Origin of the sequence: Mycobacterium sp. SM3041 (genome assembly GCF_039668335.1) — a bacterium.
In the GTDB taxonomy this organism is placed as follows: Bacteria; Actinomycetota; Actinomycetes; order Mycobacteriales; family Mycobacteriaceae; genus Mycobacterium.
In genome coordinates this window covers 109,690-130,149 of record NZ_JAYXBQ010000027.1, presented here as the reverse complement: position 1 = coordinate 130,149, position 20,460 = coordinate 109,690, and the positions used below count along the sequence as shown (strand labels likewise).

The 20,460-nt window shown below is 68.3% G+C and carries 21 protein-coding genes; 13 read left to right on the top strand and 8 right to left on the bottom strand.

The window, feature by feature from the left end:
• Nucleotides 1-13: 13 nt before the first annotated feature.
• Together VXD91_RS07770 and VXD91_RS07765 are read right to left on the bottom strand one after the other, a co-directional pair.
• Nucleotides 14-289 carry a barstar family protein gene (locus VXD91_RS07770; protein WP_212807362.1) on the bottom strand — a complete coding sequence of 92 codons (276 nt, stop codon included), beginning with the start codon at nt 287-289 and terminating at the stop codon, nt 14-16.
• A complete protein-coding gene (locus tag VXD91_RS07765; protein WP_346415109.1) occupies nt 286-666 on the bottom strand; it encodes a ribonuclease domain-containing protein in 381 nt (126 codons plus the stop codon). Before VXD91_RS07765 ends, VXD91_RS07770 begins: the two co-directional genes overlap by 4 nt.
• A gap of 253 nt (nt 667-919) precedes the next feature.
• Here VXD91_RS07765 and VXD91_RS07760 point away from each other — a divergent pair, with 253 nt between their 5' ends.
• Nucleotides 920-1,387, top strand: coding sequence for a hypothetical protein (locus tag VXD91_RS07760; protein ID WP_244872744.1), 468 nt, complete (start codon nt 920-922; stop codon nt 1,385-1,387).
• Nucleotides 1,388-1,451: 64 nt separating this feature from the next.
• Here the strand turns inward: VXD91_RS07760 and VXD91_RS07755 are convergent, their stop codons facing one another.
• Nucleotides 1,452-2,069, bottom strand: coding sequence for a TetR/AcrR family transcriptional regulator (locus VXD91_RS07755; RefSeq protein ID WP_244872745.1), 618 nt, complete (start codon nt 2,067-2,069; stop codon nt 1,452-1,454).
• A 94-nt stretch (nt 2,070-2,163) separates the two neighbouring features.
• Here VXD91_RS07755 and VXD91_RS07750 point away from each other — a divergent pair, with 94 nt between their 5' ends.
• The 10 genes from VXD91_RS07750 (at nt 2,164) to egtE (ending at nt 12,693) form a co-directional block, all read left to right on the top strand.
• The gene (locus VXD91_RS07750; protein ID WP_212807359.1) at nt 2,164-3,189 is read left to right on the top strand and encodes an MCE family protein; all 1,026 of its coding nucleotides are present in this window, start codon (nt 2,164-2,166) and stop codon (nt 3,187-3,189) included.
• Entirely contained in the window at nt 3,182-4,354 is a 1,173-nt protein-coding gene (locus VXD91_RS07745) for an MCE family protein (RefSeq protein ID WP_212807358.1), read from the top strand. Before VXD91_RS07750 ends, VXD91_RS07745 begins: the two co-directional genes overlap by 8 nt.
• A gap of 44 nt (nt 4,355-4,398) precedes the next feature.
• Complete coding sequence (locus VXD91_RS07740) at nt 4,399-5,571, top strand: NADH:flavin oxidoreductase (RefSeq protein ID WP_346415103.1); 1,173 nt, start codon at nt 4,399-4,401, stop codon at nt 5,569-5,571.
• A gap of 12 nt (nt 5,572-5,583) precedes the next feature.
• Nucleotides 5,584-6,420 carry a mycofactocin-coupled SDR family oxidoreductase gene (locus VXD91_RS07735; protein WP_346415102.1) on the top strand — a complete coding sequence of 279 codons (837 nt, stop codon included), beginning with the start codon at nt 5,584-5,586 and terminating at the stop codon, nt 6,418-6,420.
• Nucleotides 6,421-6,451: 31 nt separating this feature from the next.
• Nucleotides 6,452-7,096, top strand: coding sequence for a sensor domain-containing protein (locus VXD91_RS07730; protein ID WP_346415101.1), 645 nt, complete (start codon nt 6,452-6,454; stop codon nt 7,094-7,096).
• Nucleotides 7,097-7,278: 182 nt separating this feature from the next.
• Entirely contained in the window at nt 7,279-8,565 is a 1,287-nt protein-coding gene (gene egtA, locus VXD91_RS07725; protein ID WP_346415100.1) for an ergothioneine biosynthesis glutamate--cysteine ligase EgtA, read from the top strand.
• Entirely contained in the window at nt 8,562-9,869 is a 1,308-nt protein-coding gene (gene egtB, locus VXD91_RS07720; RefSeq protein WP_346415099.1) for an ergothioneine biosynthesis protein EgtB, read from the top strand. The genes egtA and egtB overlap by 4 nt, the downstream gene beginning before the upstream one ends.
• Nucleotides 9,869-10,552, top strand: coding sequence for an ergothioneine biosynthesis protein EgtC (gene egtC / locus VXD91_RS07715; RefSeq protein ID WP_346415098.1), 684 nt, complete (start codon nt 9,869-9,871; stop codon nt 10,550-10,552). The genes egtB and egtC overlap by 1 nt, the downstream gene beginning before the upstream one ends.
• 15 nt (nt 10,553-10,567) lie before the next feature.
• Nucleotides 10,568-11,563 carry an L-histidine N(alpha)-methyltransferase gene (gene egtD, locus VXD91_RS07710; protein WP_212807351.1) on the top strand — a complete coding sequence of 332 codons (996 nt, stop codon included), beginning with the start codon at nt 10,568-10,570 and terminating at the stop codon, nt 11,561-11,563.
• Nucleotides 11,560-12,693 carry an ergothioneine biosynthesis PLP-dependent enzyme EgtE gene (gene egtE, locus VXD91_RS07705; RefSeq protein WP_212807350.1) on the top strand — a complete coding sequence of 378 codons (1,134 nt, stop codon included), beginning with the start codon at nt 11,560-11,562 and terminating at the stop codon, nt 12,691-12,693. The genes egtD and egtE overlap by 4 nt, the downstream gene beginning before the upstream one ends.
• Nucleotides 12,694-12,696: 3 nt before the next feature.
• Here egtE and VXD91_RS07700 read toward each other — a convergent pair whose 3' ends face one another.
• From VXD91_RS07700 to VXD91_RS07685, 4 genes are read right to left on the bottom strand one after another with little or no spacing between them, the layout of a single operon-like run.
• A complete protein-coding gene (locus tag VXD91_RS07700; protein ID WP_212807349.1) occupies nt 12,697-13,392 on the bottom strand; it encodes a methyltransferase domain-containing protein in 696 nt (231 codons plus the stop codon).
• 9 nt (nt 13,393-13,401) lie between these two features.
• Entirely contained in the window at nt 13,402-14,148 is a 747-nt protein-coding gene (locus tag VXD91_RS07695) for a class I SAM-dependent methyltransferase (protein WP_318985367.1), read from the bottom strand.
• Nucleotides 14,145-15,014, bottom strand: coding sequence for an oxidoreductase (locus VXD91_RS07690; RefSeq protein WP_212807348.1), 870 nt, complete (start codon nt 15,012-15,014; stop codon nt 14,145-14,147). Before VXD91_RS07690 ends, VXD91_RS07695 begins: the two co-directional genes overlap by 4 nt.
• A gap of 15 nt (nt 15,015-15,029) precedes the next feature.
• A complete protein-coding gene (locus VXD91_RS07685; RefSeq protein WP_212807347.1) occupies nt 15,030-15,818 on the bottom strand; it encodes a PadR family transcriptional regulator in 789 nt (262 codons plus the stop codon).
• Between the two features lie 143 nt (nt 15,819-15,961).
• Between VXD91_RS07685 and VXD91_RS07680 the strand changes: the two genes are divergently transcribed.
• Entirely contained in the window at nt 15,962-17,110 is a 1,149-nt protein-coding gene (locus tag VXD91_RS07680) for a cation:proton antiporter (RefSeq protein ID WP_346415097.1), read from the top strand.
• A gap of 492 nt (nt 17,111-17,602) precedes the next feature.
• The gene (locus VXD91_RS07675) at nt 17,603-18,874 is read left to right on the top strand and encodes a hypothetical protein (protein ID WP_346415096.1); all 1,272 of its coding nucleotides are present in this window, start codon (nt 17,603-17,605) and stop codon (nt 18,872-18,874) included.
• Between the two features lie 60 nt (nt 18,875-18,934).
• Here VXD91_RS07675 and lfrA read toward each other — a convergent pair whose 3' ends face one another.
• Nucleotides 18,935-20,455, bottom strand: a complete 1,521-nt coding sequence (gene lfrA, locus VXD91_RS07670; RefSeq protein WP_346415095.1) for an efflux MFS transporter LfrA — start codon at nt 20,453-20,455, stop codon at nt 18,935-18,937.
• Nucleotides 20,456-20,460 lie beyond the last annotated feature (5 nt).

Genomic DNA, 20,460 nt, shown 5'->3' with positions numbered 1-20,460 from the left:
CTAGGCGCTGTTGTCAGCGCAGCACCAGGTCGACGCCGGCGCTGTCGAACACCTCGAGCAGTCCGCTCCAGGTGTGAGAATCCAACGCCTTCTTGGCTTTTGAACTGTCGGTCAGCACGAAGCGGAACGGCTCGTCGTCCGGCGTGCCGAAGCCGCCGCCGAGGCAGTCGGCCAGTGCGTCCAGATTGCTGCCGAAGTAGCCGCCGCTGCCGTTGACGGCGTGCCCCAGCTCGGTGAAAAGGTCTGCGCGGGAATGGATCCGCGCACCCCGCACGGTGAACGTCTTCACGCTCCTCCGATCTGGCAGAACGTCTCGTAGTGGTCGCCGGTGTAGTAGAACTCCGGTGGGTTGGTCGGCGGCTCGCCGCCGGTGATGACCCGTCGGGTGCCGCGCGTCTTCGCGCCCGGCGTGGGCACCGTGTACTCGTGGTAGTAGCCGCGCTGCTGGTTCGGCAGCCGGCGCTCGAAGTTGCCGAACACGATGCCGTCGCGTGAATAGGGGAACGGCCCGCCGCGGTGGATCAGGTCGACCGTGGTGGTGGTCTCGGGTGGCAGCGACGACAGCTGGCAGACGGGCAGCCCGGACTTGCTCTTGGTCGTCGGTGCCGGCGCTTGGGTGTGGGAGGCAGCCGTGGGCGACGCCGTCGGAGCCGGGCCCGTCAGCACGGCGGTCTGCTTCGCGCACGCCGGGGTGAGGGTCAGGAGCAACGCGGTGCCGCAGGCGAGAGCCGCGGCGCGCAGGGTGGTTCTGGACATCTCACCTTTTCTGCCGCGCGTGCTGATATCGGAGCGTCGGCCGGCCCCCAAAGCCCGGCCGAAGCTCCGCTACACAGGCCACGCTACCGCGCCGCGCGCCTCATAGCTGATTCTTACGCGCAACCTAGCCACCGCAGTGGTTGACGGACGGATCATCGATGGCATGAGTGACGAAACCCCTAAAGAAACGCCAGAGGCGCCGGACACCCCGACGGACTCCTTCCCGCCCGTAGCAACGGCCACCGCAGTGGCCACCCCGCCCGCCGAGCACGAGCCCAGCAAGCTGAACAAGGTGCTGGCGTGGGTTGGCATCGTCGCGGGCATCGTGTTCATCGTCGCGACGATTTTCTTCTCCGGCTTCATTCTCGGCGCGCATTCCGGCGGCGGCCACCACGGCTGGCACAAGCACCACCGCGGGCATGACACCGCGGAGTTCCGCGAGGGCCACGGACCGCGCGGCGGCGGCATGTGGCATCCGATGTTCCCCGGCGGCCCCGGCTGGCAGGGTCCCGGCGGACAGGGCCCCGGTGGGCCCGGCGGACAGGGCCCCGGTGGTCCCGGCGGACAGGGCCCCGGTGGCCCCGGACCGCAAGCACCCGGCCAGCCCGGACCGGCCCAGCCCGGTCGCTGACCCCACCACAGTCCCGCGTCACACGACAGGCCGTGCCCGCGCAGGGTGCGGCCTGTCGTCTGCTCTAGGCCTGCCCTTCGGCCGCCAGGCGGTTCGCGACCACTGCTCGATAGCCGGTGGTCAGCAGTTCGACGATCCGTTCCTCGAGCTCGGTGGAGTCGTCGTCGGCGGCGATGGTGGAGACGTACATGGCGGCACCCGCCGCCATGATCAGGACGGCGCGCGCATCCAGTTCCGCACTGCGCCGCTCTTCGGCGGTCTGTGCTCCGACGTCGTCGGCGAACAGTTCGACCGCCGGTCCCGTGAACCGATTCCACAGCGACCGCCCCAGCTGTTTGTCTTCGACCAGGGCCTGGGTGAGGTCGGGTGCCGCAGCCTTCATATCGGGGCGGTTGAACAGGGCCCGGCTGCCGCGGACGACGAAATCTATCCAGCCGTAGACATCGGTGCCATCGAACGGCGTCAGGTCGGGTGCCACGCCCATCACCGCATCGATGACCAACGCGCCCTTCGACGGCCATCGCCGAGCCAGGCTGGCGCGCGTGACGCCGGAGCGCTGCGCGACGAGGCGCATGCTCAAATCCTGAAACCCGACCTCTGACAGGAGCTCTCGGGTTGCCGTCAGGACGCGATCGTCGATACTCGCGTCCCGTGGCCGGCCCGGGCCTGACTGACTGCTCACGGGTCCATCATCACAGCACCCGACTGTCGGCGATGCCATTGACGCCATGCCGGTAATTAGTGTACCACTGGATCACTAATTAAGGAGGTTGGCGATGGCCGCCGGGGCGAAGGTGACTGCGTTCACCGTGGTGATGCTGTTGGTCGCCGCCGCGCTGGTGGTGGTGTTCGGCCAGTTCCGGTTCGGGACGGGCGAGCGGTACCACGCCCAGTTCACCGATGCCTCACGTCTGACAGTCGGTCAGGACGTGCGGATGGCCGGGCTGCCGGTGGGCAAGGTCGACCGCGTGTCGCTGGGCGCCGACAACACCGTCGACGTGCTCTTCAGTGTTGATTCGCGCTACCGCCTCTACACGTCGACCAGGGCCGTCATCCGCTATCTGAACCTCACCGGTGACCGCTATCTCGAATTGGCCTTCGCCGCAGGAGATTTGCACGAGCTGGCTGCGGGGGCGACCATCCCGCTGAGTCACACCCAGCCCGCCGTGGATCTCGACGCGCTCTTGGGCGGCCTGCGTCCCGTGCTCAAGGGCCTCGACGGCGACAAGGTCAACGCCATCACCGCCGCCGTCATCGATCTGCTCCAGGGCCAGGGCGGTGCTGTGTCCCAACTGCTTTCGACGACAGGAAACTTCGCGCAGAATCTATCCGGCCGGGATCAGCTCATCGGCGACGTCGTCACCAACCTCAATGCGGTTCTCGGCAGCGTGGATTCGAAGAGCCGGCAGTTCGGCACCAGTATCGACACGCTCCAGCAACTGCTGACCGGTCTGGCGCAGGACCGTGACCCCATCGCCGGAGCCATCGGGCCGCTGGCCGCGTCGTCGGCGGAGCTGACCCAGATGCTGGAGCGCTCCCGGCGGCCGGTCCAGGGCGTCCTCGAGAATGTGCGTCCCTTTGCGCAGCGGGTCTACGAGCGCAAGGCGGAGGTCAACGCCGCCATCGAGCCCCTCGCCGAGAGCTATCTGCGGCTCAATTCACTTGGCGCGTATGGTGCGTTCTTCAACATCTTCTTCTGCTCCAGCAAGATCAAGCTCAGCGGGCCGGCGGGTAGCGACATCATCATTCCCATCGGCGGAGCTCCCGACCCATCGAAGGGCCGGTGCTCGGAGAATGGGTGATCGTCGTATCGGGTTGCGCGGCTGCGCGCTCCTGGCCTGTGTCGCCGCCGCATTGTCGGGGTGCCAGTTCGACGGATTGAATTCGCTGTCGTTGCCGGGGACGGCCGGTCACGGCCCGGGCTCCTTCGAGGTGACCGTCGAGCTGGACAACGTCGTTGGCCTGCCGCAGAATTCGCCGGTAAAGGTCGGGGATGTGACCGTGGGAAGCGTCTCCGGGGTCGCCGTCAGGCAGCGCGCCGACAGCACCGTGTATGCGGCCGTTCGTCTTTCGTTGGACCGCCACGTTGATCTCCCCGAAAACGTGTCGGTGATGGTCGGGCAAACCTCGCTGTTGGGCTCCCAGCACGTCGAACTGGTGCCGTCGAACCAGCCGGTGCCCGCCAAGCTGGCCGACGGCGCGCACCTCCGGCTCGGCCGGGGAGGTCACTATCCCACCACCGAAGAGGTGCTGGCCGCGCTCGGTGTCATCGTCAACAACGGCAATCTCGGTGCCCTGCAGGATATTACGAACGAGGCGTACGCAGCTGTGGCCGAACGCGCGACCACGTTCACCGGATTGGTGGCGAAGCTGGCCGAGTTGACCGGCTTCCTCGATGCGCAAACGGGCACCATCATCACGGCGATCGAAGGCGTCGACCGGACAGCGGCAGCATTGGCGCACGGCGCCGGCGCGCTGGCGCGGACGCTGGAGACGCTGCCCGCCGCACTCGATGCCCTGAACCGAAATCGCGCCAACATCGTCGCGGCGTTCGCCGCACTGCGCCGATTGGCCTCGACTGCCGAACGCGTTCTGTCGCAGTCCAAGGACGACTTCGCTGCCGATCTCAGGGACATATTTCCCATCATCAAGGCCCTCAACGACAACGCCGATGACTTCATTCACGATCTGGAAATCCTGCCCACGTTCCCGTTCTCCCAGAAGTACCTGCGCAACGCCGTTCGAGGCGACTATCTCAACGTCTTTTCGACATTCGACCTCACCCTGCGGCGGCTCGGCGAAAACATGCTCACCACCTCGGCGCTCGACCCGAACATGCCGCGGCTGTCCGAGATCGTCAATCCGCCGGATTTCCTGATCGGTGCGCTCGCCAATCTGTCCGGCCAGGCCGCCGACCCGTTCCAGATTCCGCCCGGAACTGCCACCCAGCACGGTGCGAAGCCGTGAAAGACGTTGTTGTAACACGACTTATCGAAAGGACTCCGCGCAGAATGGCACCCGATCCCTTCCAGCCGGCCAAGCTCGGTCCGATCACGTTGCGTAATCGGATCATCAAGGCCGCGACGTTCGAGGCGGCGACGCCGGATGCGCTGGTCACCGATGATCTGATCCGCTATCACCGGCTGCCCGCCGCCGGTGGGGTGGGGATGACGACGGTGGCCTATTGCGCGGTGGCCCCGGGTGGGCGTACCGATGGGTGGCAGTTGTGGATGCGCCCGGAAGCGATCCCGGGGCTGCAGAAGTTGACCGCGGCGGTGCATGCCGAGGGGGCGGCGATCAGCGCGCAGATCGGGCATGCCGGCCCGGTCGCCAATGCCCGCACCAACAAGGCCACCGCGTTGGCGCCGGTGCGGTTGTTCAACCCGCTGTCGATGCGGTTCGCCCGCAAGGCCACCCGCGCCGACATCGACGATGTGATGGCCGCGCACGCGAACGCCGCCCGCCTGGCGATCGAGGCCGGGTTCGACGCCGTCGAGGTGCACCTGGGCCACAACTACTTCGCGTCCTCGTTCCTGTCGCCGTTGATCAACAAGCGCCGCGATGAGTTCGGTGGCTCGCTGTACAACCGGGCCAAGGTGGCCCGCGGCACGGTGCAGGCCGTACGGGAGGCCGTGGGTGATCGGATCGCGGTGATCGCCAAACTCAACATGAGCGACGGCGTCCGGGGCGGTATCCCGATGGCCGAGTCGCTGCAGACCGCCACCTGGCTGCAAGAGGACGGCGCCCTGGACGCGCTCGAACTCACCGCCGGCAGCTCGCTGGTCAATCCGATGTACCTGTTCCGCGGCGATGCGCCGGTCAAAGAGTTCGCGGCGAACTTCAGGCCGCCGATCAGCTGGGGTATCCGGATGAGCGGGCACAAGTTCTTCCGGGAGTACCCGTACCAGGAGGCCTACCTGCTCGAGCAGGCCCGGCAGTTCCGGGCCGAACTGTCGATGCCGCTGATCCTGCTCGGTGGCATCACCAACCGCGAAACCATGGATCTGGCCATGGCCGAGGGTTTCGAGTTCGTTGCGATGGGCCGGGCGCTGCTCGCCGAACCCGACCTACTCAACCGCATTCGAGCCGACAAGACGGTGAAATCGGGCTGCACACACTGCAATCTGTGCATGCCCACCATCTACAGCCGCACCCACTGCGTGGTCACCGGCAAGCCGAACTGAGATAGGAGCTGTATGGGCGACTTTGATGGCCGCGTTGCGCTGATCACCGGCGGCGCAAGAGGAATGGGCCGATCGCACGCGGTGGCACTCGCCGAAGCAGGCGCGGATATCGCCATCTGCGACCGGTGCGAGAACAACGAACAGATCGCATACCCGTTGGCGACGGAAGCAGATCTGGCCACCACCGCCGAGATGGTCGAGGCGACCGGAAGGCGTTGTCTCACAGCGAAACTGTCGACGGCCGACCGCGGTGCGCTGGAGCAGTTCGTGGCCCGCGTCGAGTCGGAGCTCGGCCGCGTGGACATCGCTGTCACCAACGCCGGCGTCAGTGCGATCGCGATGCTGCCCGATGTCCCGTCGGCGCAGTGGGACGAAGTGATCGGGTCCAATCTCACCGGCACGTTCAACACCATCGCCGCGGTGGCGCCGGGGATGATCGCGCGCCGGTTCGGGCGGATCGTCACGGTGTCCTCGATGCTGGGCCGCAGCGGAAACTTCGCGCAGGCCGCGTACGCCGCCTCCAAATGGGGCGTCATCGGACTGACCAAGGTCGCCGCGCACGATCTGGCCGGGTACGGCATCACCGTCAATGCCGTGGCGCCCGGCAACGTCGAAACCCCGATGACCTTCAACGACGCGTTGTTCGGAACCATGCGACCCGATCTCGAAAAACCGACGCTCGCCGACGTGGAATCGGTGTTCGCGTCGTTGCACCTGCAGCCGGTGCCCTTCCTGAAGCCCGCGGAGATCACGCGCGCGGTCATGTTCCTGGCACACCCGGACAGCACCCACATCACCGGCACGGTCCTGCCGGTCGATGCCGGGGCCACCGCCCGGTTGACCGGCTGACAAGAGGGCCGCAACTGGCATCATCGAAGCCATGACTGCGCGCCCGATCTGGTTCACAGCCTGCGTCACCGCGGCCCTGGCCCTGGCGCCGGCCGCTGCCGCCAGGCCTTCGGATCCGGGTGTGGTGTCGTACGCCGTACTGGGCAAGGGATCCGTGGGCAATGTGGTCGGCGCACCGATGGGCTGGGAGTCCACCTTCACCGCGCCGTTCCAGGGCTTCTTCGTCGATCTCCCGGCGTGCAACAACTGGGCCGACATCGGACTGCCCGAGGTGTACGGCGACCCGGACCTGGCGTCGTTCAACGGCGCCGTGGCGCAGACGGCGGCCACCGATGACAGCCACGCGGCCAAGCAGGTGGTGGGTGTATTCGCGACCGCCGAGGCCGCGTCACGGGCGTTCCACCGGGTCGTCGACCGGACCGCCGGCTGCTCGGGCCAGACCACCGCGATGCACCTCGAGGACGGCCGGACCGAGGTGTGGAGCTTCGCGGGCGCGCAGGCCGGCCCGGCGGACGAGGCGTGGGTCAAGCAGGAAGCGGGCACCGATCGCCGCTGTTTCGCGCAGACCCGGCTGCGGGAGAACGTTCTGCTGCAGGCGAAAGTCTGCCAATCCGGCAACGCCGGCCTCGCGGTCAACGTGCTGGCCGGAGCCATGCAGAACGCGTTGGGGCAATGACCATGTCCGGGGTGAGTCAGGCATCGCACATATATTGCGCAGATTTTTGTCGGTGCCTCATGGCATCGTCGGACGAACAGGTAATGCTCGGGACGCGTCTGACTGTGTAACGCAGACTTGGTCCGGGAACACCAACCAACGGATGCGGGGCCAGGCCCCCGGTCCCGGAAGGGGATGTTCAGATGGGCACCGCTACCGCCATGTGTCGTCCGCACGCCGAATACCCCGAGTTGTCGAGCGCGTACAGCGCCGCGCTGTTGGCCGGCGGCGGGTGCCTGCGGGACGGACCGGTGGGCCGCGTCGGCCTCGAACTGGAGGCGCACTGCTTCGACCTGTCCGACCTGACGCGGCGTCCCGGCTGGGATGAGCTCACGCAGGCCGTCGAGGCCGTTCCGCAGCTACCCGGTGGCAGCACGATCACCATGGAGCCCGGCGGCGCCATCGAACTGTCGGGTCCGCCGATGGACGGCGCCGGGGCCGCCATCGCGGCGATGCAGGCCGATCAGGCCGTGCTCCGGGAGTCGTTGCGGCGCCGTGGTCTGGGCCTGCTGCAGGTCGGCGTGGACCCGCTCCGGCCACAGGCCCGGGTGAACCCCGGCGGCCGGTACCGGGCCATGGAGGCGTTCTTCGCGGCCGGCGGGACGGGTGCCGCGGGGGCCGCGATGATGACGTCGACCGCCTCGCTGCAGATCAATGTCGACGCCGGCCCGCGCGAGGGCTGGGCCGACCGCGTCCGGCTTGCCCACGCGCTCGGCCCCACCATGACCGCGGTGTCGGCGAGTTCGCCGATGCTGGGCGGCGAATTCACCGGATGGCAGAGCACGCGGCAGCGCATCTGGGGCCAGCTGGACACCGCCCGCTGCGGGCCCGTTCTCGGTGCCAGCGGCGACGATCCGGCCAACGACTGGGCGCGCTACGCCCTCAAGGCGCCGGTGATGCTCGTGCACACGCCGGAGGCTGAGCCGGTCACCGAATGGGTGCCGTTCGCCGACTGGGCGGACGGGCGCACGCTGCTCGGTGGGCGCCGGCCGACCGAGGCCGACCTCGACTACCACCTGACGACGCTGTTCCCGCCGGTCCGGCCGCGGCGCTGGCTGGAGATCCGCTACCTAGACGCCGTGTCCGACGACCTGTGGCCGGCTGTCGTGTTCACCCTGGTGACGCTGCTGGACGACGCTCGGCTGTCGCAGATCGCTTGGGAGGCAACGGAATCGGTTGCCACCGCATGGGATCAGGCGGCGCGGGTGGGCCTGGCCGATCCGCGGCTGCAGGCGGCCGCGGTGCGATGTGTGGAAGCGGCCGCCGAGGCCGCGCCGGCCGATGTGGCGGACTCGATGGACCGGCTGCTGCGGCAGGTACGGCAAGGGCGCAGCGCGGCCGATGACTTCGCGGACCGGGTCGTCGCTCACGGAATCGATTCGGCCATCACCGGGTTGGCATGTGATGACCGGCTGAAAGGTGGGGTGTGAGTACGCGCGAGCTGTTGGCCCGAGGGCTGACCAGGGCCCGGGACCGGACTCTGGCCCTTGTCGAGTTCGACGACGCCGAACTGCTGCGTCAGTACGACCCGCTGATGAGTCCGCTGGTGTGGGACCTCGCGCACATCGGTCAGCAGGAAGAACTGTGGCTGCTGCGCGGCGGCGACCTGAACCGTCCCGGCCTGCTGCCGCCCGACGTGGACGGTCTGTATGACGCGTTCGTGCATTCGCGCGCCAGCCGGGTGTCGTTGCCGCTATTGCCGCCGACCGATGCGCGCGCCTTCTGCCGCACCATCCGGTCGAAAGCCTTTGACGCCCTTGACCGGGCGCCGGACGAGGCCGCTGCCCAGTTCCCGTTCGCCCTGGTGATCAGCCACGAGAACCAGCACGACGAGACCATGCTGCAGGCCCTGAACCTGCGCAGCGGCCCGCCATTGTTGGGGCCGGGCGCCGTCCTGCCGCGGGGGCGTCACGGGGTCGCCGGCACCTCGGTGCTGGTACCCGGCGGACCGTTCGTACTCGGTGTCGACGCGGCCGACGAACCTTTCGCGCTCGACAACGAGGGCCCGGCGCACGTCGTCGACGTGCCGTCGTTCCGGATCGGCCGGGTGCCGGTCACCAACGCCGAATGGCGCGAGTTCATCGCCGACGGTGGCTACCGGCAGCCCCGGTGGTGGTCGGCGGCCGGCTGGGCGCATCGGCAGCAGGCGGGTCTGGTGGCGCCACAGTTCTGGAACGCCGACGGCACCACGCGGGTCCGGTTCGGGCATGTCGAGGAGCTGCCGCCCGACGAGCCCGTGCAGCACGTCAGCTTCTACGAAGCCGAGGCCTACGCCGCCTGGGCCGGGGCGCGGCTACCCACCGAGGTGGAGTGGGAGAAGGCCTGCGCGTGGGATCCCACGACCGGACAACGGCGCCGATTCCCTTGGGGCGCCGCCGAACCCGATGCGCACCTCGCCAATCTCGGCGGCGACGCGCTGCGTCCCGCGCCCGCGGGGGCCTACCCGGAGGGCGCCTCGGCCTACGGTGCCGAGCAGCTGCTCGGCGATGTCTGGGAGTGGACCACGTCACCGCTGCGCCCGTGGCCGGGTTTCACGCCGATGATCTACGACCGCTATTCGCAGCCGTTCTTCGAGGGCACCGGCAGCGGTGACTACCGGGTGCTGCGCGGCGGTTCCTGGGCCGTGGCCGGCGACATCCTGCGGCCCAGCTTCCGCAACTGGGACCACCCGATCCGTCGTCAGATCTTCTCCGGCGTGCGGCTGGCCTGGTCGGTTGACGAGGTGCGCGGCTGATGTGTCGTCATCTGGGCTGGCTCGGCAACCCCGTCTCGGTGTCGTCACTGATCCTGGAACCGGCGAACGGGCTTCTGGTGCAGTCCTATTCACCCCGACGGCAGAAGCACGGGTTGCTCAATGCCGACGGCTGGGGTGTCGGCTTCTTCGACGGCGCGACACCGCGGCGCTGGCGCAGCGCCGCGCCGTTGTGGGGCGATGCGTCGCTGGCATCGGTGGCGCCGGCGCTGCGCAGTGCGTGTGTGGTGGCCGCCGTCCGCTCGGCCACCGTCGGAATGCCCATCGAGCCGTCGGCATCGGCGCCGTTCACCGACGGCGAGTGGCTGTTGTCGCACAACGGCATCGTCGACCGGGCGGTGCTGCCGGTGTCGCGAACCGCGGAATCGACGGTCGACAGCGCGATCCTGGCCGCGCACATCTTCGCCGAGGGACTGGACAGCCTGGGCGACACCGTGCGCCGGGTCGGGGAGTCCGATCCGTCGGCGCGGCTGAACATCCTGGCGGCCAACGGTTCCCGGATGCTGGCCACCGTGTGGGGCGAGACGGTGTCGATACTGCGCCGGCCCGACGGGGTCGTGCTGGCCAGCGAGCCCTACGACGACCACCCCGACTGGCAGGACATCCCAGACCGTCACCTCGTCGAGGTGACGGCCGCCGGCGTCGCGATGACGCCGTTGACCTGAGGAAGAGGACCCACGATGACACCGAGCAAGACGGCACCGCTGCTGACCAACCATCTCGCCGCCGACTGGGCGCCCCGTGCATTGCGGCGTGATGTCCGGGATGGCCTGTCGCAGTCGCCGAAATCGTTGCCGCCCAAGTGGTTCTACGATGCCGTCGGCAGTGACCTGTTCGATCAGATCACCCGCCTGCCCGAGTACTACCCGACACGCACCGAGGCGCACATCCTGCATGAGGCGGCGGCCGCCATCGTGGCGGCCTCCGGCGCGGACACCCTCGTCGAGCTCGGCAGCGGCACGTCGGAGAAGACGCGCATCTTGCTCGACGCGTTCCGGGACGCCGCGGCGCTGCGCCGGTTCGTGGCGTTCGACGTCGACGAGAACGTACTCAGCGCCGCGCTCACGCAGTTGTCCGACGAGTACGAGGGTGTCGAGATCAGCGGCGTGCGAGGTGATTTCGAGCAGCATCTGGGCGAACTGCCCGTGGTGGGCCGTCGGCTCATCGTGTTCCTCGGGTCGACGATCGGCAACCTGACGGCCGGCCCGCGGGCGGAGTTCCTCGAGAGCCTGGCCGCGGCGATGCGGCCGGGCGACACGCTGCTGCTCGGCACCGACCTGGTGAAGGACACCGCCCGGTTGGTGGCCGCCTACGACGACAGCGCCGGGGTCACCGCGCGGTTCAACCGCAACGTCCTGGCGGTGGTGAACCGGGAGCTGGATGCGGATTTCGATCTCGACCGCTTCGAACATGTGGCACGATGGAACACCGAGCACGAGCGTATCGAGATGTGGCTGAGGTCTGTTGCCGCGCAACAGGTTCAGATACGCGAGCTGGATCTGTCGGTGGAGTTCGAGGCGGGTGAGGAGATGTTGACCGAGGTGTCGTGCAAGTTCCGCCCCGAGGGCGTCGCGGCCGAGTTGGCGGCCGCCGGACTCCGGCAGACCGACTGGTGGACCGACCCCGCCGGGGATTTCGGGCTGTCGCTGGCGGTCAAGCCGGACCTGCGGACGTGACCGGGGCCGATTCCGCCGTCGCGCGCCTGTGGCGCGCAGCCCGGCCCACACCGGCGGGCCTGCATCTCGACAACGCCGCTTGCTCGCGGCAGAGCTTCGCCGTCATCGACGCCGCGGCCCAGCATGCCCGGCTGGAAGCTCAGGTCGGCGGCTATGTCGCCGCAGAATCCGCGGAACCCGTGTTGGAGGGCGGACGGGCGGCCGTGGCCGCGCTGACCGGGATGGCCGCCGGCGACGTGGTGTTCACCACGGGTTCCAACAACGCGCTCAACCTCCTGCTCAGCAGTTGGGACGGCGACAAGACCATCGCCTGCCTGCCAGGCGAATACGGCCCCAATCTGGTGGTGATGGAAGCCAACGGATTCACCGTCCGGGAGCTGCCGGTCGACGGCCAGGGGCGGCTCGACGTCGAAGTGGCGGTCGCGCTGATGCAGGGTGACCCGCCCGCGCTGGCCCATCTGACGGCACTCGGCAGTCACCGCGGGGTGGCCCAGCCGCTGTCGGAGTTCGTCGCGGCGTGCCATGCGATCGGGGTGCCGGTGGCGGTGGACGCCGCACAGGCGCTGGGCCATCTGGACTGCGCGGTGGCTCCCGACGTCATCTACGCGTCGTCGCGCAAATGGCTGGCCGGGCCGCGCGGCGTCGGCGTGCTGGCGATCAGTTCATCTGTGTCGCACCGGCTTCGGCCGCGCATCCCGCTGCCGGAATGGGGGACACCGCTACCGGTGCTGAAACGGCTCGACCTCGGTGAGGCCAATGTGGCTGCCCGCGTGGCCTTTTCGAAGGCCCTCGAAGAGCATCTGGTGGCCGGGCCCGAGCTGGTCCGGGCCCGACTGGCCGAGGTGGGCCGTCTGACCCGCACCGCGCTGGCCGGACTGCCCGGGTGGCGCGTGGTCGAGGACGTCGACGAGCCGACGGCCATCACCACGCTGGAGCCGACGCGCGGCGCCGACCCGAACTCGGTGCGCACCAAGCTGATTACCGAGCACCATGTCGTCACGACCGTGGCCGGTATCGAGCGGGCGCCCTTCGAGATGAAGATCCCGGTGCTGCGGGTCTCGCCGCATGTCGACGTCACCGGCGACGAACTGGAGTCCTTCGCCGGTGCGCTGACTGCCGCGTCGACCTGACCGTCAGGCCTTGTGTGCCGTGAGCAGGAACGCCGGCATCTTCAGCCGGCCCTTCTCGTCGAGCGCGTGCGGCGGCATCTCGAGCGGCGGCTGCCCCGGCACCGATGGCGGCGCGACCATACCGGCGTGGATGAAGGCCGGCCGGATTTCGTCGATGGCCCAGTACTTGCCGACGGCTTCACGCAGCTCGTCCTCGGTGACCTCGTTGGGCTTCATCTCGGCCTCGGCCGGGAACGCGCCCTTGGCGAACACCAGGATGTAGTACTTGGCGCCCGGCGCGGCAGCGCGGAACACCGCCTGCTGGTAGGCGTCGCGGGCCTCGACCGGAATCGAGTGGAACAACGTCGAGTCCATGATGGTGTCGAATCGTCCGTCGAATCCGGTGAACGAGGTGATGTCGTCTTCGACGAATGTCGCGTTGGTCAGATTCCGTTCCGCGGCAGCCTGTTTCGCGGCGGCAACCGCGGTGGGGGAGAGTTCGATGCCCACCACGTTGTGACCCGCGGCGGCCAGCGCGAGGGCCAGCTCCGCGTGGCCACAGCCCGCGTCGAGGACGTCACCGGTGACCTGACCGGCGTCGATCAGCGCAGCCAGTTCAGGCTGCGGCTCGCCGATGTTCCACGGCGGCGGACCGTCGAAACCGCCCTCCTGCCGGTAGACGCTGTCCCAATCCATCACTTCGTTCGACGAGTCGGTCATGCGTCCAACCTACGCGGGCGGCCGCCGGGTGGCGACGGCAATTTGCGGCGAGTACAGGCCGCTGCGCAGTTCGATGTCGACGCCTGCTGCGTCGGCCAATGCCCGCAGTGCGGACGGACTGTAGGCCCGCAGCGAGCTGATGACGCCGTCGTGCACGAACGGCACGAACGGGGCCAGCGGCAGCATGGCCGCCAGCCGCATCAGGTGCAATGGCGACGGTGGCCGGGGCAGGTCGATGATGAGCAACTTGTCCGCCACCCGGGTGCCCTCGGCGAGCACCCGGACGGCGGCAGACGGCGGTAGATGGTGGAACGACAACGCGAAAACAGCCAGGGCATAAGCACTGTCGGCCGCGTCGATGGCCGTCGCGTCCATGGCGCGCACCGTCACCCGCGGATCGGAACCCAGGTCACCGGCGGTGATGGCCGCGACCGAGTCCGGCTCGAGGTCGGTGACCGTGAGGGTTGCCGTGGGATGCATCTCCAGCACCTTCTTCGACAGACCCCCATGGCCGGCCCCCAGCTCGAGGATGCGCGGATCGGGAACCTCGGCGACTTCGTCCATGACGATGTAGGCGAAGCGTTCGTGGAGACCGAACCAGTTGCCGGTGAGCTCCAGCGCGCGCACCACGCTGCGCTTGATCGCGGGATCGATGTCGTCGCGGTCGAGGTATTCGGGCTGATCGGTCTGCAGCGCGCGATCGAGGCATGACGCCTGCGGGCCGCCGCGCGGCATGCGATCGATGTCGGCGCTCATCCGAGGGCCTCGGTCAACGTGGCGGGTACCTCGATGTCGGCCACCGCGAGGTTCTCCTCGAGATGCGCGACCGACGACGTGCCGGGGATGAGCAGCATGTTGGGTGCCGCGGCCAGGGTCCAGGCCAACGCGACCTGCGCGGGCGTCCGGCCGAGTTTGCTTGCCGTCTTGCGGATTTCGGGGTGGCCGAGCACCGGGTTCTCCGGATTGAACGCCGATCCCAGCGGGAAGAACGGGACGAACGCGATGCCGCGTGCGGTGCAGGCGTCCAGCACCGGCTGCGAGGCTCGATCGAGGAGGTTGTAGGCGTTCTGCACGCACGCGATGTCGGTGCGCTGCAGCGCGATCTCGAGATGCTCGAGGGAGATGCTGCTGAGGCCGATGCCGTCGATCAGGCCCTCGTCGCGGGCGGCGATCATGGCCGTGAGCTGGCGGTCGAACAGGTCCCGGTCGACATCGCCGGGCGCACTGGGATCGCCGTCGGCGCCCATCACCCGCAGGTTCACCGCCGCGAGCCGGTCGGTGCCGAGGGTTTCCAGGTTCTGCTCGATCGCGGCCCGCAGTTCATCGGGCTGCTGTGCCGGCAGCCAGCCGCCGGTCTCGTCGCGGCGGGCACCGACCTTGCTGACCAGCGCGAGGCCCTGCGGATAGGGATGCAGGGCCTCGCGGATCAGCTGGTTGGCCACGTCCGGGCCGTAGAACTGCGCGGTGTCGATGTGGTTGACGCCGAGTTCGACCGCGCGTCGCAATACGGCGAGCGCCTGGTCGTGGTCACGTGGTGGGCCGAAAACGCCGGGCCCGGGCAGCTGCATGGCCCCGAATCCGATCCGGTGGACCTGGTACCGACCGAGCGCGTACGTCGTCATGCAGCCAGGCTAACGCTAGTCGGACTCGCCGAGAATCTGGTAGATCTCGCGGCGGGCGTTGTTCACGATGTCCAGGATGCGTTGCTGCTGTTCGGCATTCGCCGAGTGCACCGACTGTGCGACGGCGCCGAACAACTGCCCGAGCGCGTTGCGCAGGTTCAAGGCGGCCGGGTCGGCGCCTTCGGCGATCTCTTCCCACGGGGCGGTCTCGATGGCGTCGGCGGCGGTGCGGCCGTCCTCGGTCAGCTCGAAAGTCTTTTTGCTGCCATGACTTTCGGCGGGCTTGATCAGACCCTCGTCCTCCAGCAGTTGCAGGGTCGGGTAGATCGAGCCCGGGCTGGGCTTCCACAGACCGTCGCTGCGCGCGGCGATCTCCTGCGTCATCTCGTAGCCGTGCATCGGCCGCTCGGTGAGCAGCTTGAGGATCGCGGCCCGGACATCGCCGCGCCGGCTGCGACCACTGGCACGTCCGCGGCCACCGTGACGGCGCCCGCGGGGGCCGCCCGGTCCGAACGGGCCGGCGCCGAAGCCGGGGCCGAAGCCAGGTCCGAAACCGAAACCAGGGCCGAAGCCCGGCCCGAAGCCGAAGCCGCCTTCGCCGCGGTGATCCCGCACGTGGTCGCGGAACTGTTCGCGCATCTCGCGACGGGCTGCGCGGCGTTCGTCATGCCGAGCGCGCCGGTCGGCGGGGCCGATGAACGGTGCGCGGTCGCCGGGGGTGAAGCCGAAGCCACCTCCGTGGGAGGGGCGATTGAAGGGGCCGCCGTCGAACGGGCGGCCGGGTGGGGTGAATGGGGTTTCCATAGATGTGTTCTCTCTTTCGGCGGGAGGCGCTCGATGCGCCTCCGATGCATTAACGATATATCGGAAACTATCGGTGCGCAACAGTCTGCTGAGAGTTGGCTGCGTCACGCGCCGACCGGAGCCTCCGCGTTTAGGGTGTGGCGATGGCGGGCGACTTCGGATTTCATGCCCTCGCGTTGGTGGCCGTCATCGGCCTCGTGGGGCCCTTGCTGGCGGCGGTGCCGAAGCTGCGGGTGCCCTTGATCGTCGGCGAACTCGCTGCCGGAATCGTCGTGGGGCGCACCGGTTTCGGCATCGTCGACGCGGACAACCCGACGTTCATGCTGCTGGCGGACATCGGCTTTGCACTGGTGATGTTCATCGTCGGGACCCATGTGCCGGTGCGCGACAGATCATTACGGGGCGACCTGCCCAGAGCGCTCTTGCGGGCGGTCGTGGTGGGCGCGTTCGCCGCGGTGTTGGGCGTGGTCGTCACGCAACTGTTCGGCACGGGCCACGCCCCGTTGTACGCAGTCCTCATGGCGTCGTCCTCGGCGGCGCTCGCGCTGCCGGTCATCCAGTCGCTGGGGCTGACGGGACCGCCGGTGCTGTCGGTCACCGCCCAGATCGCGATTGCCGACGCCGCGTCGATCGTCCTGTTGCCGTTGGTCATCAATCCGGCGGGCGCCCCGCGCGCGGCGGTCGGAGTCCTGGCGATCGCCGCATGCACGGTCCTCCTGTACTTCTTCCTGCGGTATGAGGCCAAGCGTGGGTGGCTCAAGCGGATGCACAAGTACTCGCACAGTCGGCACCTGGCGCTCGAGCTGCGGATCAGCCTGATCGTGCTGTTCGGGTTGGCGACGCTGGCGAAGTCGACGCACGTGTCGATCATGCTCGCGGGTTTTGCGCTGGGCCTTTGCCTTTCGGCGATCGGCGAGCCACGTCGACTGGCGCGCCAGCTGTTCGGCATCACCGAGGGGTTCTTCGCGCCGTTGTTCTTCGTCTGGCTCGGCGCCTCTTTGCAGGTACGGGAGCTGGGTGAGCATCCGGTCTTGATCGGGTTGGGTGTGGCACTGGGCGTGGGAGCGGTGCTCGCGCACCTCAGCGGCCGGCTCCTCGGCCAGCCGCTGTCGCTCGGGGTGCTGGCGGCTGCGCAATTGGGCGTGCCGGTGGCCGCCGCCACGCTGGGCACGCAACAGCAGCTGCTGAGTCCGGGCGAGCCGTCGGCGCTGATTCTCGGCGCGCTGCTGACCGTCGTGGCGACGTCCGTGGCCGGCGGGATCGCCCGGCGTCGGCAAACTGCGACGGCGTGAATTCCGCAGTCGCGTCCGGCCCGACGCACCGTCTCACCATGTGGACGCGCGGCCGGTGGAGTGCGCTCCGCGTGCGCCGTCCGCGGCTACGACTGACGCGCGCGCAAGTTATGCGTAGCGTAATTTGCTGAAACTGCAATTTTTCGACGCTTTCCATTTGCAGTGTGTTTTGTAAGCCACTCAATCCGTGGTGTGACGTGGGTCTCGTCATGCGATGAACAGCCCGAGTCGCGATTTGGGCGGTTCACCCCGACCAATTTGCTGTTTCGGTAGCGCAGCTAACTTGCTCGTCAGGGCAGCAATCTAACGGAATTGACAATTTCCTGACGGGTCGATTTTGGTTAGCTGGGAAATGTGTAGGTTCGTTAAAAATGCCTATCTACTAGGGGTAAATTTCTGCGCCACACGGGTGTCGCGATAACTGGGAGGACTCAAATGCAGCTCACAATGAAGCCGTATGTCACTGCGGGCATTGCCCTCGCAGGAGCGAGCGTGATTGCTGTGGCGCCGGTGGTGCCGCAGACCGAAACTCACTTGCCTGCGGTTTCGCACGTGCAGGTTTCCGATGTGCATCTGACGGCATTGGTCAACCCGATCGTGGCGCTGGGCAACATCTACAACGCGCTCGCCGAGACCGTCGGGCAAACCAGCTACATGGTGGAGACCAGCGTGAACCCGCTGGTGCGCCAGGTGGTGCTCGATGCGAACTACGGCGTGCAGCAGGGCATGCAGTTGATCGGCAACATCACCGGCGCGACGTTCACCCTCGGTGGCGCGTTGCCGGGAACCCTCGCCAACGTGCTGGGGAACCTCGGCACGCTCAACGTCAACGGCGCCATCGACTCGCTGGTGGGCGGGCTGCTTCCCGGCGGTCTGCAGTTGATCACGGGCATCAACGGGCCGGTGCAGAACATCCTGCAGCAACCGTTGGCCGTGGCGGAGGCCATGGTGCCCGCGGTGCTGGATTCGGTCACCGCTCTGGTCGCCGGCCTGGCCATCTCGACCGTCGGCATCGGCTGCGGCTCGTGCCTCGGAACCACGCCGGTGGTGCAGCAGGTGGTCAAGAGCGTGACGGGCATTCTGCAGTCGGTGCTGACCCTCAATCCGGGCACCATCTACAACGGCGTGCTCAACAATGTGGTGAGCCTCGTGCAGAACATTCAGAAGAATGTCACCGATTTTGAGACCGGCACCGTCCCGTACATCGTCAACCGGATCATCACGGCGCTGAACGTCAACCCGAACGCACCGGGCGGCGTCACCGTCCCCGTTGCCGCAACGACAACTGCCGCCCTGGCGGCGGCGCCGGCAGCCGAGACCTCGAAGACGGCCACGGAGTCCTCCGCCGCGGGAGCGGCTGACACGGCGACGACGACGAAGAAGGCGGCGGCGGCAACTTCGACCGAGACCGCCCCGGCGACCGACGCGGCGAAGGACGCCGACGTCAAGGCCGCGGATACCAAGGCTGCCGATACCAAGGCCGCTGACACCAAGGCCGCTGACACCAAGGCCGCCGACGCGAAGGACGCCGACGCCAAGGGTGCGACCAAGGATGCCGACACCAAGGCGACGGACACCAAGGGTGCCACCACGGATGCCGACACCGTGACGACGCCCAAGGACACCGCGCCCAAGACCAAGAAGGCGCAGAACCCCGTGTCCAAGGTCGCGAAGTCGATCGCAGGCGCCATCAAGGGTGCCACCAAGGCACCGAAGGCCCCGAAGGCGCCCAAGGCGTCCAAGGGCGATTCCGGTAGCAAGTAACTCACTACGCGACTGTGGCCCCACCGCCGAAAGGCGATGGGGCCACAGTGCATTCAGCGTCTACTGCCGGCCGCGGAAGGCGGCGGCCACGATTGCCGCGGCGATCAGAACCAGCGTCGCGGCTGTCGCCGCAGTGGCGCCGATCCCCGAATCGAAGGCGACGCGCGCCGACTCCATCAGGTGGTTGCCGAGCTCGGTCGGCAGGGTCCGAGCCACCGAGATGGCGCCGCCGATGCTCTCGCCGGCGTCGGCCGACTGGGCGGGCGACAGGGCGCCCGGCAGTTCGACGTTCGCGCGGTAGAACGCGGTGAACATGGTGCCCAGTCCGGCAGTGCCGATCACCGCGCCCAGCTCGTAGGCGGTCTCTGACACCGCGGACGCCGCGCCGGCCTTCTCCGACGGCACCGACGCCACGATGGTGTCGTTCGAGATCGTCTGCGACACACCGACACCCAGCTCCAGCACGGTGAACGACGCGATGACGCCGACCATCGTCAGGTCGTGACGGAACAGCACGATGAGCAGGAAGCCGGCGGCCACCAGCAGCAGACCGGTGACCATCAGCGTCTGCGGCGCGAACCGCTTGGTCAGCCGCACCACGGCGATGCCCGCGATGGTCGAGGCCGCCGCTCCCGGCAACATGACCAGCGCGGCGGTCAGCGGGGCCAGTCCGAGTACCAGCTGCAGGTGCTGCGACACGAAGAACAGGAACCCGATGAGGCCCACCATCGACAGGAAGTTGGCCAGGATCGACGCCGTGAACGGGCCGTTCCGGAACAACCGCATGTCGAGAATCGGTGTGGCACTGCTGTTCTGCCGACGCACGAACCAGACGCCCGCAGCGACGCCCAGGGCGACGGCCGCCAGCGTCACCGCCGAGATGCCGTCGTGTGCGGAGGTCTTGATCGCCCACACGATCGGCAGCATGGCCACCAGTGACAGCAGCACGCTCAGCGCGTCGACCGGGCCCGGGTTCGGGTCCCGCGATTCCGGCACCAGCTTGGGCGCCAACACGAGCAGCGGCAGCAGGATCGGCACGGCGATCATGAAGACCGCGCCCCAGTGGAAGTGCTGCAGCAGCAGGCCGCCGACGATCGGGCCGAGGGCCGAGCCGGCCGCGAAGCACGACGCCCAGATGGCGATCGCGAGGCGGCGCGATGTGGCCTCGGTGAAGATGTTGCGGATCAGCGACAGCGTCGACGGCATCAGCATGGCGCCGAACACGGCGAGTGCGGCACGCGCGGCCACCAGGAAGCCGGCGCTGGGCGCGAACGCCGCGGCAGCCGAGATGACGGCGAACCCGACGGCGCCGATGAGCAACAGCCGGCGCCGGCCGAACCGGTCACCGAGGCTGCCCATGGTCACCAAAAGCGTTGCCAGCACGAGCGAATAGATGTCGACGAGCCACAACTGGGTGGCGGCCGACGGGCGGAAGTCCTCGGCGATGCGGGGCAGCGCGAAAGCCAGCACCGTGTTGTCGATGGAGACGAGCAGCACGGGCAGCATCAGCACTGCCAGCGCCCACCAATGACGTTGTGGGGTCCGGTTCGTCACCTCTTTGGTGACGAGACTGGTGGACATGAGAG